Annotated in this window: 11 protein-coding genes; 10 read left to right on the top strand and 1 reads right to left on the bottom strand. The window is 40.6% G+C overall.

The genetic code is table 11. The features are described 5' to 3' along the window. The first annotated feature begins 15 nt into the window (after positions 1 to 15). Complete coding sequence (locus B5G52_RS14935; RefSeq protein ID WP_087533436.1) at positions 16 to 441, top strand: hemerythrin domain-containing protein; 426 nt, start codon at positions 16 to 18, stop codon at positions 439 to 441. A gap of 59 nt (positions 442 to 500) precedes the next feature. Here the strand turns inward: B5G52_RS14935 and B5G52_RS14940 are convergent, their stop codons facing one another. After that, positions 501 to 917: a hypothetical protein gene (locus B5G52_RS14940; RefSeq protein ID WP_087533437.1), complete on the bottom strand. Its 417-nt coding sequence runs from the start codon at positions 915 to 917 to the stop codon at positions 501 to 503. 165 nt (positions 918 to 1,082) lie between these two features. Between B5G52_RS14940 and B5G52_RS14945 the strand changes: the two genes are divergently transcribed. The 9 genes from B5G52_RS14945 to B5G52_RS14985 all read left to right on the top strand — a co-directional run bounded on the left by B5G52_RS14945 (position 1,083) and on the right by B5G52_RS14985 (position 13,921). Then, the gene (locus tag B5G52_RS14945) at positions 1,083 to 3,413 is read left to right on the top strand and encodes a TonB-dependent siderophore receptor (RefSeq protein WP_087533438.1); all 2,331 of its coding nucleotides are present in this window, start codon (positions 1,083 to 1,085) and stop codon (positions 3,411 to 3,413) included. 12 nt (positions 3,414 to 3,425) lie between these two features. Beyond that, positions 3,426 to 5,579 carry an FAD-dependent oxidoreductase gene (locus tag B5G52_RS14950; RefSeq protein WP_087533439.1) on the top strand — a complete coding sequence of 718 codons (2,154 nt, stop codon included), beginning with the start codon at positions 3,426 to 3,428 and terminating at the stop codon, positions 5,577 to 5,579. A 1-nt stretch (position 5,580) separates the two neighbouring features. After that, the gene (locus B5G52_RS14955; protein WP_087533440.1) at positions 5,581 to 6,402 is read left to right on the top strand and encodes a DUF547 domain-containing protein; all 822 of its coding nucleotides are present in this window, start codon (positions 5,581 to 5,583) and stop codon (positions 6,400 to 6,402) included. A 49-nt stretch (positions 6,403 to 6,451) separates the two neighbouring features. Beyond that, positions 6,452 to 7,651 (top strand): ABC transporter substrate-binding protein, encoded by a 1,200-nt coding sequence (locus tag B5G52_RS14960; RefSeq protein WP_303394028.1) that lies wholly within the window; start codon positions 6,452 to 6,454, stop codon positions 7,649 to 7,651. After that, positions 7,651 to 9,363, top strand: coding sequence for an ABC transporter permease (locus tag B5G52_RS14965; RefSeq protein WP_087533442.1), 1,713 nt, complete (start codon positions 7,651 to 7,653; stop codon positions 9,361 to 9,363). The genes B5G52_RS14960 and B5G52_RS14965 overlap by 1 nt, the downstream gene beginning before the upstream one ends. Before the next feature lies 1 nt (position 9,364). Then, positions 9,365 to 10,015 (top strand): ATP-binding cassette domain-containing protein, encoded by a 651-nt coding sequence (locus B5G52_RS14970; protein ID WP_087533443.1) that lies wholly within the window; start codon positions 9,365 to 9,367, stop codon positions 10,013 to 10,015. Next, a complete protein-coding gene (locus B5G52_RS14975) occupies positions 10,008 to 10,640 on the top strand; it encodes a CDP-alcohol phosphatidyltransferase family protein (protein WP_087533444.1) in 633 nt (210 codons plus the stop codon). Before B5G52_RS14970 ends, B5G52_RS14975 begins: the two co-directional genes overlap by 8 nt. After that, a complete protein-coding gene (locus B5G52_RS14980) occupies positions 10,633 to 11,421 on the top strand; it encodes a sterol desaturase family protein (protein ID WP_087533445.1) in 789 nt (262 codons plus the stop codon). Before B5G52_RS14975 ends, B5G52_RS14980 begins: the two co-directional genes overlap by 8 nt. 244 nt (positions 11,422 to 11,665) lie before the next feature. Beyond that, a complete protein-coding gene (locus B5G52_RS14985) occupies positions 11,666 to 13,921 on the top strand; it encodes a tetratricopeptide repeat protein (protein ID WP_087533446.1) in 2,256 nt (751 codons plus the stop codon). The last annotated feature ends 613 nt before the right edge of the window (positions 13,922 to 14,534 follow it).

Genomic DNA, 14,534 nt, shown 5'->3' on the forward strand with positions numbered 1-14,534 from the left:
AAGCAAGGAAACATCATGAATATTTTTGAAGCATTACGTCACGATCACGATAAGCAACGTTCACTTGTCGATGCACTAATTGAAACACATGGTGACTCAGCAAAACGTCAAAAGTTAATGAACGATTTAAAAACCGAGTTAGAAGAGCACGCTAAATTTGAAGAACGGTTTTTCTATAATCCGCTGATGTGTGATGACTTAACACAAGACAAAGCACGTCACAGTGTAGCTGAGCATCATGATATTGATGAATTGGTTGAAGAGCTTGAACAAACTGAAATGAGCTCTCCAGGCTGGCTAGTAACCGCTAAAAAATTGCATCATATTGTGCATCATCATCTTGATGAAGAAGAGCAAGAAGTATTTCAGTTAGCGGGTAAAGCACTTACCCAAAGCCAAAAACAAACATTGGCTGATAAATACAACAATGCTATGCATTAGTAACTCTCTTAACCAAAGTTCAAGTTAATTAAGCCGCGGGCAACGCGGCTTTTTTAGTGCTACTTATTTACTGTGAATTTCACATCTTGATCACGTAATAAATACAATGCAAAACACGCTGCCAACATCGGCCATGCGGTAAAGAATAACAAGTTATTAAAGCCATCAATATATTGTGAGTACGATGAAAGTGTTGATGCACCATGCATTAAAAAGATTAAACCATAAGTAACGCGTTTTTTAACACCTGCCATAAATGCCAAAACCAATACTAATTGTAAGCCACCTAAAATATATGCAATGGTGTCTGTTGAACCACTAATACCATAAAAGTGTTCAAAAATACGGGCGCTGTGTCCAGGATTTACAAACTTATCTAAAGTCCACATAAGCATTACTACAAATACGCCTAAACGTAATGAAAATAGCGACCATTGCAGGCGGTTTTGGGTATCAGCTGTTATTGTCTGAGTCATTGGTTTTCCTTTCGGGTTTTTACTACAAAAAAACAACAAGACCGACTAACTATTAATTTATTACAAAAAAATTTAAATATAAATAATTGAAAAATTGGTGAAAGTATTTTTACCCCATAAAGGTCTCATTAAACGTACATATACAGAAACAGTAGTGAGATCATTTTGAAATATGCATTTTTAGCCCTAAGCATTTGCGCCAGCTTTACATCGTTAGCAAATGCAAACAAAGATATTGAAGTCATACATGTATTGGCAGATAAACTATCAGCACAGCAATTATCGCCTAAAGATGCAACAATCAGCGGTTCGTTTGGTGACGACTTGGCACTTACAGATATAGCCCGTGCCATCACACCTATTTCAAGTGATATGATTGAACAGCTTAATATCACAACACTGCAAGATATTCTCGCTGTTACTCCTAATAGTTATGCGGCTAGTGGCTTTGGTGCCCCCAGTCTACCCACTTTGCGGGGTCAATTAGGTGAGCTATATCAAGATGGTATGCGTCGCCAAGCTGGTAATAATGGCTTTGGTATCCCGGTTTCGTTTAATGCCATTGAGCAAATCGATGTAGTCAAAGGTGCGCCACCGGTTTTGCTCGGTAGCAGTCAGCGTAATGGTGGGTTTGTTAATTTACATTCAAAGACTGCGAGTACTCATGCCTCTCAAGGTAAAATAGTACTCTCAGCAGGACGATGGGATAATTACAGTGCCCAGCTTGATTATTCAGCCCCGATTATAGAAGGTGAAAGTGGCTTTAGAGTCAGCGCTGAGCACATAGATAATAACAGCTTCTATGATTATGCTGGGTATGAAAGTGACAGCTTATTTGCTGCTTTACGCTTTTTACCTGATGATAAAACCAGTTGGGATATGAATTTTGAGCTTTACCAAGTTGATTATACCGATAACGCAGGAATAAACCGCCCAACTCAAGCACTCATCGATGACGGCCTGTACATTACCGGACAAGGCGAACAAGCAAACGGCAGTACAGTGCCTGGTGCTGGCGCTATTGTATCGCCAACGGGGCAAGTGGTGATCCCACGAAGCCAAGTGCTAACCGACCCTGAAAACATAAACAATGCCACCACTTATTTATTACACAGCATTTATAAGCATCAGTTAAATAGTAAAACGGCTATTAAAAACATAACTTATTTTCAGCATCTGCAAAGAGAAGGTATTGCGCAAAACAGTTTTGTCGAAATTATAGATGGTGCAGACACGGCGCAGAGCAGGACCGAGTTAAATTATCAGTGGGATCAAGATCAAAACACTATTTTTGCATTTGATGTTCGCTACAACAAAGTCAAAGGCTATAGTCAATTTACCACCGAGGCAGACTTACCCATTGATTTAACAGGCCCAATTGAAAACCGTCGTATCCCTTTAACTGAGGAACAACAAGCGCGTTTAGTTGAGCTTCGACCAGGTGTGTTTGTCTCCCCGGGCGGTCAGTATGATTTAAATAACGATGGCAGTGGTGACTTTTCATTATCAGATACAACAAACTCCACCAGCTGGCAAACAGGCATTGCCATACAGCATGATAGCCGATGGACTAACACTCTAAGCACCAGTATAGGTTACCGTCTTGATTATTATGATGTTAAAGCAAGTGACCCCATTGCACCAAAAGGGCAAATAGCCGCAAGCGACACGATTGATGAAATTTTACATTCTGCTCAAGCAAGTATTAATTATAAGCTTACCCCAGAACTGACCAGTTATATTACAGCAAGCTATAACCAAGCTACCTCTAATAGTATGGCTGGAGGCACGGTACTTGGCAGCGATAACAAAATTAGTGAACAAAATTTTGCCACCGACAACACCCTTGCTGAAGTCGGTTTAAAGTACTCTCCTAATGATAGCGCTTGGTATATTGATGGCGCACTATTTAATCAACGCCGTAGCTTACGAAACCGTGACGGTAGTAATACCGGTATTCGGACTCAAGGGTTTGAAGCACAAGCTTTTTACGATACAGCTGCTTATTGGTTTAGCATAGGCTATAGTTATATTGATGCACGTTACGATAATTCAGCCAGTAGCCAAGATTCTAGCCAAGTGGCCGATGCATTTGATAATTCGCGCCCTGATATTATAAATGGTACAGCAGTAGGTGCGCCTAACTTTGCATCTTTTGCGCCTTCAACACAGCGCGTACAGGGCATTCCAGAGCAGTCTGTGAGTTTTAATGGTGGGGTTTCGATTACCGATGATTGGGATATCGGCCTTGGAGGCATATACACAAAGAGCTACCCATTGGATTATTTAGCAACAGTTTATATACGCGATCAATATACATTAAACGTAAACAGCCGTTATTCATTTAATGAGCAAACATCATTACGTTTAGATATTTCTAATGTAACCAATCAAGATAATTGGCGTCCGGTATTTGAAGGCGGTTATTTTGGTTCAACCTTGGTTTATCCCGAGTTACCTATTCATGCAAAACTTACATTTCAACATAACTTTTAAAAGCGAGTGCACATGTTAAAGAAATTATTACTACTTATTATAGCCTTGCTTACTGTAGGGTTATTTTTTCATTTTGATTTACACCAATTACTTACCTTAGATGGTCTAAAAGGTTCAATGGAGCAATTTAGTCAATGGCGAGAGCAATCTCCTTTGCTCGTTATCGGCGGATTTTTCTTGTTATATGTCGCGGTCACTGCCCTATCGTTACCAGGCGCTGCAATTTTAACTTTAGCTGCGGGCGCTTTATTTGGCTTAGTTGAAGGCCTACTCGTTGCTTCATTTGCTTCAACATTAGGGGCTACATTAGCCTTTTTAGTTTCTCGTTACTTATTACGAGACACAGTAAAAAAACGCTTCCCTGAGCGTCTAGATGCCATTGATAAAGGCGTTGAAAGAGAAGGTGGCTTTTACTTATTTACTTTGCGTTTAGTTCCGGTATTCCCATTCTTTTTAATCAATTTATTAATGGGTGTTACAGCCATCAAAGCATGGACATTCTACTGGGTAAGCCAACTAGGCATGTTGGCAGGTACTTTTGTATATGTTAATGCGGGTACACAACTAGCCCAGATAGACAGCTTGTCGGGCATTTTGTCTCTGAATCTTATTTTATCTTTTGCATTATTGGGTATCTTTCCATTTATCGCTAAAGCAATTATTAACTCTCTAAAAAAACGTAAAGTTTATAAAAACTATAATAAGCCAAAACAGTTCGACCGCAACATGATAGTCATCGGCGGAGGTGCGGGTGGCTTAGTGACCAGTTACATTGCCGCAGCCGTTAAAGCAAAGGTTACCTTAATTGAAGCCGGTGAAATGGGTGGTGACTGTTTAAACTATGGTTGTGTGCCAAGTAAAGCGATTATTAAAAGCGCTAAAGTCGCTGAACAATTTAAACATGCAGACAAGTATGGCTTAGAAAGTAACACTGCAGAGTTTTCATTTAAAAAAGTGATGGCCCGTGTACATCAGGTAATTGCTGATATCGCCCCGCACGACAGTGTTGAGCGCTATACAAAATTAGGTGTTGAAGTACTTAAAGGCTACGCCAAAATAGTTGATCCATGGACAGTGGAAATTAAATTAAACGACGGTAGCAGCCAAACGCTTACTGCTAAAACCCTTGTCATTGCAACCGGTGCCCGCCCATTCGTACCACCATTACCAGGTATTGAAGAAACGGGCTATGTCACTAGCGATACATTGTGGAGCAAATTTGCTGAACTAGATCACGCTCCTAAAAAATTAGTCGTACTGGGCGGTGGCCCAATTGGCTCAGAGCTTGCGCAAAGTTTTTCTAGATTAGGCTCATCGGTTACACAAATCGAAATGGCCGATCGTATTATGATTAAAGAAGATCTAGAGGTCTCTGAATTTGCTACTCGTGCACTCAAAGCCAGTGGCGTAAATGTATTAACTAATCATCAAGCGCTGCGTTGTGAAGCTCGCGATGGTAAAAAGTACATTGTTGTTAAACACCAAGATCAAGAGCTTGAAATTGAATACGACGAACTGCTATGCGCCGTAGGCCGTAGTGCTCGCTTAAAAGGCTATGGGCTTGAAGAGTTAGGGATAGAAACTAACCGTACCATTGTTACTAACGAATACTTAGAAACCCTTTACCCGAACATTTTTGCCGCAGGTGACATTGTAGGGCCTTACCAGTTTACTCATGTTGCAGCACATCAAGGCTGGTACGCTGCTGTTAACGGTTTATTTGGCAACCTGAAAAAATTCAAAGTCGATTACCGTGTGATCCCATGGACGACATTTATTGACCCAGAAGTTGCACGAGTCGGTCTAAATGAACAAGATGCAATTGATCAAGGCATAGATTACGAAATAACCCGTTTTGAATTTGAAGAGCTTGACCGAGCAATCACAGAAAGTGCAACCCAAGGTTTCATCAAAGTGATTACCCCTAAAGGAAAAGATAAAATACTCGGTGTCACTGTGGTTTCGGAGCATGCTGGCGACCTAATAGCTGAATTTGTGTTAGCAATGAAACACGGCTTAGGCCTTAATAAAATACTCGGTACTATTCATAGCTACCCAACATGGGCTGAGGGTAATAAATATGCAGCAGGTGAATGGAAACGTGCGCACGCACCACAAACCGTTCTCAATTGGCTTGAAAAATACCACACGTGGCGTAGAGGCTAATATGCGCTTAGTGTATAGCTCAGTTATACTGTGGAGCGCTGCACTGGCATTATTTGTCAGTTCAGCGTTTGCTGCTGCATCAGCTAATGACTCGATTCACCAACCATGGCAGCAACTACTCAACAATAATGTAAAAAACATAAATAACGGCGTCAGTAGTCAGGCTAGCTACGCAGGATTTAAAGCTGAACAGGCAAAGTTGCAGGCTTACTTAAATACATTATCTCAAGTAGAAAAGAGCGACTTTGACAGTTGGAATAATACGACCCAATTAGCCTTTTTGATTAATGCATACAATGCTTGGACCGTTGAATTTATACTAAGTGAATACCCAAATATAGACTCTATTAAAGAGCTGGGCAGCTTTTTTAGTTCACCTTGGAGTAAAGAGTTTATACCGTTATTAGGTGAGGTTCGCAGCTTAGATAATATTGAACATACTTTGATCAGAGGTGAGAATAAGTATAACGAACCGCGTATTCACTTTGCAGTTAACTGTGCAAGCATCGGTTGCCCTGCTTTGCGAGCCCAAGCTTATAATGCGCCTGAGTTAAACAAACAACTTGAGCAACAAACAACGCTCTTTTTGGCTGATAAAACACGCAACTACGCTGATGGGGATACTCTGTATCTTTCATCAATCTTTAAATGGTATCAAGATGACTTTGAAAAAGGCTTTGCTGATTCACATTCTTTAGCCAGCTTTATTTTATTATATTCAGATGCGATAAACTTAAATGCAGAGCAACAACAGCTATTAAAAAGTAATGCCATGAAAATAGAGTTTTTAGATTACGATTGGACACTGAATGATATTCAGTAAATGTTACCCCTTTAACTGTCAAAAGAGTCGTTTTTGGGCCATTATTTTAATGCTATTAGCCATTTCATGGATACCGACTGGATCAGCTTCAGACTGGCAAGAAGTTGTTAAAAAAGGTGAAAATAGCACTGTGTATTTTCATGCTTGGGGTGGCGACCCACAAATTAATAAATACATTGAGTGGCTGGCTGATCAAGTAAAGCAAAAACACAACATTGACTTACACCACATAAAACTCACTGACACCAGCGAAGCAGTCAGTCGTGTTCTTGCAGAAAAATCTGCGGGAAATCATCATAACGGTAAAGTAGATCTTATTTGGATCAATGGGGCTAATTTTGCTGCCATGGCTCAACATGGTTTATTAACACCAAACTGGGCGGAGCAGCTACCAAACTTTGCGTTAACAAACCCAATAAAAAATCCAGCCGTTACCTTAGACTTTGGCGTACCTACTCATGGTATGGAATCTCCATGGGGGCAAGCGGCCCTGACATTTTATTATGATAGCCAAGCTACTCAAAGTCCTCCGTATACATTACAAGATTTACTTTCTTGGAGCGCAAAAAACAGCGGCCGCTTTACTTATCCAAAACCGCCTGATTTTATCGGGGTGAGTTTTCTAAAATATGCCCTGATTAGCTTAACGCCGAAAGATAAACAGCACTTACTCTATCAAGCAGCCACTAAAGAAACAGCCGCTATAATATTGCCCAAACTATGGCACTATTTAGATGCTTTACACCCAAACCTATGGCGCAAAGGCCGCTTTTTTGTCTCTAATAGCACAGCACTTCGGCGCTTAATGGGTGACACTGAGTTAAGCTTAGCATTAACGTTTTCTGCAGCAGAAGTACCAGCAGCCGTTGAACGTTACGATCTACCCACGAGTATTCGCAGTTATGACATGCACGATGGTAGCCTCAGTAATATTCACTTTGTGGCTATCCCCTATAATGCGACTCAGAGTAATAGCGCACAGATTGTGGCTAACTTTATGTTAAGTGTACCGGCGCAAGCTAAGAAGCAACAACCCTCTGTATGGGGTGATCAAACCGTACTTGACCTTTCCACACTCAGTACAGAACAAGCGGCGCTATTTAATCAAACAACCGCACACTCAAGCAGCTTAACAGTAAGCTCTAAAAGCCCTTCTCTAGCAGAGCCTCACCCAAGTTGGGTGGCATTAATAAACCAACAATGGTTGATGCGATATGGGGCAAAAAGTAACATGCAGAAGGTAAATTAATGATCAAATCCCGTGATTTTTTTACTCAAGCTGTACTGCTATCTCCCAAATTACTCATGGCTTTACTGATTCTACCTGTTTTAGGTGGCCTTGTTGGCGTGTTATTACCCGCGTTCGGTTATATCCCAGCACTCAATAAAATGAGCTTTTCACTAGAAGGCTTTACTGCACTTTTTAACACCCCCGGGTTTTGTCAGATGGTGCTACTGAGCATATCTAGTGCACTGGCTAGTACCTTACTTGCCTTTGTAATCACTACATTGATACTTGCTTGTTATTTTAATAGCCCTTGGCTTTATCGAATTCAGCGCTTATTAGGGCCTATTTTAGTCATACCACATGCAGCAGCAGCTATTGCTATTAGTTTTTTAATCACTCCCTCAGGAATGATATCACGGCTATTTTCACCTTGGCTCACAGCTTGGAAAACCCCACCAGATTGGCTATTGCCGCATGACTCATGGGGGATTAGTATGATTTTAGGCCTGACATTAAAAGAGTTACCTTTTTTATTATTGATGGCACTCGGTGCGTTATCACAAGCTGATTTAGGCGCTAAATTACGTGCCCAACATAAAATAGCCATGAGCTTGGGTTATTGCCCAATGACGGCTTTTTTTAAAGTTGTACTACCTAACTTGTATCCTTTTTTACGGTTACCTTTACTCGCCGTTTTGGCTTATGCCAGTGCCAATGTTGAGATACCACTCATCTTAGGGCCTAATGCGCCCCCTACTCTCGCAGTAGCAATAATGCACTGGTTTAACGATGTAGACTTAACGTTACGAATAAAAGCCTCTGCAGGCGCTATAATTCAACTGGTATTGACCGTTATTTTATTAGTTTCTTGGTGGTTACTTGAAAAGTTAACCAAGCGTGTCAGCCAAACAAGCATAATCAATGGCAAACGTGATTACGCAGGCCATCTTGTTATGCGTTTTACTCATGCGACAACGTTCATTTTGATCAGCTGTGTCGTACTTTCATTAGCTGGCCTTGTACTTTGGTCTTTTGCAGGGTATTGGCGTTTTCCAGCAAGTTTGCCAGACCAATTTGTGACTATGCATTGGCATAATGCACTAATGCAAATGCACACATCATTAATAAATACTCTTTTAATAGGCTTTGCAGCCACATTTATTGCAATTATATTTGCTTTATTCACCCTAGAAGCAGAACAACAACGGGCACAAAGTTTGTCTCGCTTTGCAAGCTTAGTTATTTATTTGCCGATGCTTATTCCAAGCATTGCGTTTTTATTTGGCTTAGTGTGGTTACAAGAACAAGTTAATAGTCAGCATGCATTATTCAATGTTATTTTTAGTCATTTGTTATTCGTTGTTCCCTATGTTTTTTTATCACTAGCCAGTAGCTATCGACGACTAGACCCACGCTTTGCTAATTTGGCAGCAAGTTTAGGCGCCACCCCAGCGAGTGTATTTTGGCGAGTAAAACTACCGATGCTGATGAGCCCAATTTGTATTGCTTTTGCTCTTGGATTGGCCATTAGTTTTAGTCAATATTTACCCACTTTATTGAATGGCGGCGGGCGAATAGACACCATTACTACTGAAGCAGTTACATTGGCAAGCGGTGCCAGCAGACGAGTCAGTTCAGTTTATGCATTAATGCAAATGCTGTTGCCTGCACTTGCTTTTGCACTGGCCTGGTTTATCCCTAAACTCCTAAATAAATATCAACATAAGGCGTAAGATGAACTCTTTATTAGCTATTAAGCAACTTACTATCTGGCGTCAGCAAACCCAACTGCTCAGTATTGATGAGTCTATACAAGGAGGAGAAATCCTCAGTATTATGGGCCCGTCAGGCAGTGGGAAATCAACGCTATTGAATTGGCTTACTGGCATGTTGCCTCATCAGTTTCGCGCTCAAGGTAGCTTGTTTTTAAATCAACAAGACATCACTCAGATCCCAAGCCACCAACGCCATATTGGCTTGTTATACCAAGACCCTTTGTTATTTCCGCATTTATCGGTTGCTGGCAATATTGCTTTTGCAATGCCAAATGGTGTTAAAAAACACCGTACTGATAAAATATCTCACGCCCTTGAGCAAGTTGGTTTAGGTGGCCTAGAGCAGCGTAACCCAGCCAATTTATCTGGCGGGCAACAAGCTCGAGTAGCATTATTGCGTGTTTTATTAAGTGAGCCTAAAGCTATCTTACTGGATGAGCCCTTTAGTAAGCTCGACAGTCAACTACGCCAAGAAACGCGCCAACTGGTGTTTAATCAAATACGAGAGCACCAATTGCCCGCAATAATGGTAACCCACGATCAGAGTGATACTGATGCCGCCAATGGTAAAGTTATTAATTTAAGCTCACAGGAAAACACCTATGCTTGATAAATATATCACCCCAGTAATCAAACCACTGTTACTGCCTGTGGTTATGTTTCTAGACAAACAAAAAATAACACCAGATCAATTGACAGTGATTGGCTTTATTATTGGTCTACTCGCAGTGCCATTATTAGCATTTGAATTATGGTACGGTGCGCTTATCGCCATCGCTATTAACCGTATTTTTGATGGCCTTGATGGCGCACTAGCTCGTTACAGTCAACAAAGCTCAAGTGCGGGGGGCTTTTTAGATATCACCTTAGACTTTTTATTTTATGCTGCGATCCCCCTTGGTTTTATATTGGCGAACCCTGAGCAAAATGCCATTGCAGGGGCCATTTTATTAGCCACTTTTATTGGCACTGGCTCAAGCTTTTTAGCCTTTGCTATTGCCGCTGAAAAATTTAAGCTTGAAAAACCACAGTTTAAATATAAAAGCTTTTATTATTTAAATGGGCTGACTGAAGGCACAGAAACCATTGCCCTGTTTATTGCTTTTTGTATTTGGCCTCAGCACTTTGCCATTCTGGCCTGTATATTTGCGTTTGCATGTGCGATTACTATTGTTACTCGTATTTATGGCGGCTACCTCACGCTTAAACAACAAGAGTCTGCTCTACATGAATAATGAGCTTTATTGGCGACTCGGCTTTTTCATCAGTATCTTAGCAATCATGATGTTGCTTGAGAGGTTAAAACCTGCTCGTAAATCCCTTGTTGCGGCTAAACACCGTTGGTTTGCAAACTTTAGCTTAGTGTTTATATCATCCGTGACTGCTCGTTTAACTGTGCCCATCGGGTTAACTGCATTAGCAATTTACAATACCGAGCAAGGTTTTGGTCTTTTTAACTTGATCCAACTACCACTTTGGTTAACTATTCTGCTGAGTGTATTAATACTCGATATGCTTATATATTGGCAACACAGGCTATTCCATCGAGTACCATTACTCTGGCGTTTGCACAAAGTACATCATGCTGACAACCACATAGATGCAAGTACAGGGCTACGCTTTCACCCACTTGAAATTGTACTCAGTATTTTAATCAAACTTATTGCCGTTACAGCGTTAGGCGCACCAGCTATCGCTATACTCATATTCGAAATTGCACTGAATGGTTTTGCTTTGTTTAATCATGCTAATATTCGGTTACCCAAAAAGCTAGAACAAGTTTTGCGGTTTATAGTTATCACTCAGCAGCTACACCGTATTCATCACAGTCAGCGACCAGATGAAACCAACAGTAATTATGGCTTTAGTGTGATCTGGTGGGACAAGTTGTTTGGAAGTTATAAAACCTGCGCAACTGAAGATGATACAAACTTGAAAATTGGTTTAAGGCAGTACCCTGCGAACAAAAAAAATGCATCAATAATAACCTTATTACTAATGCCTTTTAAAGTTTGAACAAATTTTAATCCTGAAAGGTCAACACACCCTAGTTTATCGTTATACCATGCCAAGCTTATTGCAATGGATGTTTATCATATGCCGTGTCAATTTTAAGATTGAAGAGATACAAGCTGGTATTATTTTCTTAATTACAATATTGTTATAATCTAATTAGTTATAAACTTCACTCTGGCATTGCTGTGCTGATAGAAGTGGATTAAGTTACTTAATAATGCTGTTCGCACAAGGATATTTGTAAATGCGATTTCTATACTTTGTGGCTTGGATGAGTTCCTTGTCTTTTTTTCACGATGCTCAAGCAAACGAGCAAACGTGTATTTCTTGCCACAAAGCCGAAGTACTTGATTGGCAACGCTCAGACCACTTTCATGCCATGGAGCCAGCTACATTAAAGACCGTATTGGGTAACTTTGATAACCAAACACTCGACTACCAAGGACAGCAAGCTCGTTTTTTCACTGAGAATGAAAAGCTAGTTATTAGCATGCCAGATCTCGAAGGTACATTAACGAATTACCCCGTACTTTTTACCTTTGGCTATCAACCCTTACAGCAATATATGTTTGATATGGGGCAAGGGAAAATCCAATTATTTCCTTTTGCATGGGACTCTCGCACGAAAGAGCAAGGTGGGCAACGCTGGTTTGTGCTGCATCCTGAGCAAAAAAAACATGATATATTTCACTGGTCGCAAATGGGACAAAATTGGAACCATATGTGTGCAGATTGCCACTCTACAGATTTTAAAAAACAATTTGACCTACAAAGTAATAGCTTTAACTCTACGTTTACGCAAATAAATGTTGGCTGCCAAGCCTGTCATGGTGATACTCAGCAACACCTCGTCTGGGCCAATGGTGATACTGATATTAAAGACAAAGGCTTCTCGGTCAATATTAGTAAAAAAACACCGTTGTTTACTCGCCAAGCTGATGGCAGCATGAAAAGCGTTCAACCGCTAAAAAACTCAGCGCAAATACCGGTTTGTGCAACGTGTCATTCTAGGCGTAGCCAAACTGCCGACAGAGTGGAGCCTCATGAGTTTTTAAAACAGTTTCAACCGTCACTCATCACTCCTGAGCTATACCATGTCGATGGCCAAGTATGGGATGAAGATTATGTATGGGGTTCGTTTGAACAAAGTAAAATGTTTGCAGCAGGTGTCACGTGTAGCAATTGCCATAATCCTCATTCTGGTAAGTTAAAGCTGCCTGGTAACCAAACCTGTACTCAATGCCACACGAGTGAGGTATTTGATACACCGGATCATCATGGTCATAAGATCGATAATGCGGGCAGTCAATGCGTTAATTGCCATATGCCTGCGACAACCTACATGCAAGTAGATGCTAGACGCGATCACAGCTTTAGAGTACCGCGTCCGGATTTAACATTGAAAACCCAAGCTCCTAATGCATGCAATAGTTGCCATGAAGACAAAACGCCTCAGTGGGCGGTGAAAAATATTAAGCAGTGGTACCCAAATTCAAAACACATGGGAAGCGATCATTTTTCACAGGCCTTTCACGCAGCTGATAACCAGTTACCTAATAGTTCATCCATGCTAACAAAAGTTGCTCAAAATAAAGACTTCCCTAATATTATTCGTGCATCGGCACTCACTCGTATGGCAAATACCCCCGATAACAATGCCGTTGTGGCAATTGCTAGAGCGGTAAAAGAAGATGAACCATTGAAACGCCAAGCCGCTATAGTCGCTGCGATGCCGTATGAAATATCACAGCGCTGGCGCATGCTAAACAGCTTACTAGATGACTCGCGTTTACCAATACGCAGTGAAGCCGCCCGTGCACTTGCTGCGATGCTGATTGAACCATTCCCTGGTGGCTTGAATGAAACTGATACTAAACGACTCACAAATGCATTAAACGAATACAAGCAAGTTCAGTCTTACCAAGCTGAGCGTGGCTTTTCACATACAAATTTAGGTAACTTAGCACTTGAGCTTAATCAACCAGAGCAAGCAAAAGCGCACTATTTAACGGCAATTAAAGTGGAAGATATTTTCATTCCAAGCTATGTCAATTTAGCAGACCTCTATCGTATTCAAGGTGACGAAGTTGCGGCACAAAACATTTTAAAGCAAGGGCTTAAAGTAAATGCTGAAGCAGCTGATTTACATTATTCTTTGGCCATGAGTTACATTAGAGTGAAAAACAAGCAATCTGCCTTAGGGCATTTACAAAAAGCGGCAGATTTATCTACTGATAATGCTAATTACAATTACACGTATGCATTACTGTTACAAGATATGGGACAAATGGAGCGCGCTTTAGGCGCACTGAAAAAAGCATTTAGGATCACCCCAAATAACCCTGATATCAGCTATAGTTTAGCGCAAGCCTATTTAGCCAATAAGCAGTATGACTTAGCAATGCGTTATGCCAGAAATTTAGCACAACTGGTTCCTGGTAACCAACAGATACAACAATTTATCCAACAGATAAAAATGATGCAAAGTCTAAATAAATAAGGACTGTAGCATGGATATTCTTGCATAGTTCACACAATTCAAACGCAAATGATGGTCGTTATTATGGGCTAATAAGATGAAATTGAACGCCCTCTCATTACAATACTTACTTGTTGAGGATCTAACTAGGCATGTTAAACCCTTGCTGTTAAATCCTTAGCTTGAATCATTAAAAGCCAACTTTAGCCGAATCCAGTTTATTACCTTACGATATCTATTGTGGTCCACGAACTTCGGGCAGTGAATTTAAGTTGTATGCAAGTCTAATTTTTTGCCAATAATATAGTACTTGCCTGATAAATCAACCGCGCACCAGCTAAACCTAACAGCTTAAAGCTATGGATTTTATTCAATTGCCTAAACAAGGGAGCATTAAGGAAGTAGATTCCAGTGTATTACTCCAAGTTCTACAGCAACATACTTTACCATCCATAGCTCTAAACTTACTGTACAACAACAAACGTCCGCATGTACCTAAACGTACGCGTGTTATTATGCAGTAATATTAGAAGTAATTACCTAGTTATGCCCCCTGTTTAGGTTTAGTATGGGTATTTATAGAGAATGCAAAGGAGTTTCACGTCCTAGATTCGGATAATAAGTGCAATTTCTT

The organism is Pseudoalteromonas sp. A601 (assembly GCF_002165575.1).
Classification (GTDB): domain Bacteria; phylum Pseudomonadota; class Gammaproteobacteria; order Enterobacterales; family Alteromonadaceae; genus Pseudoalteromonas.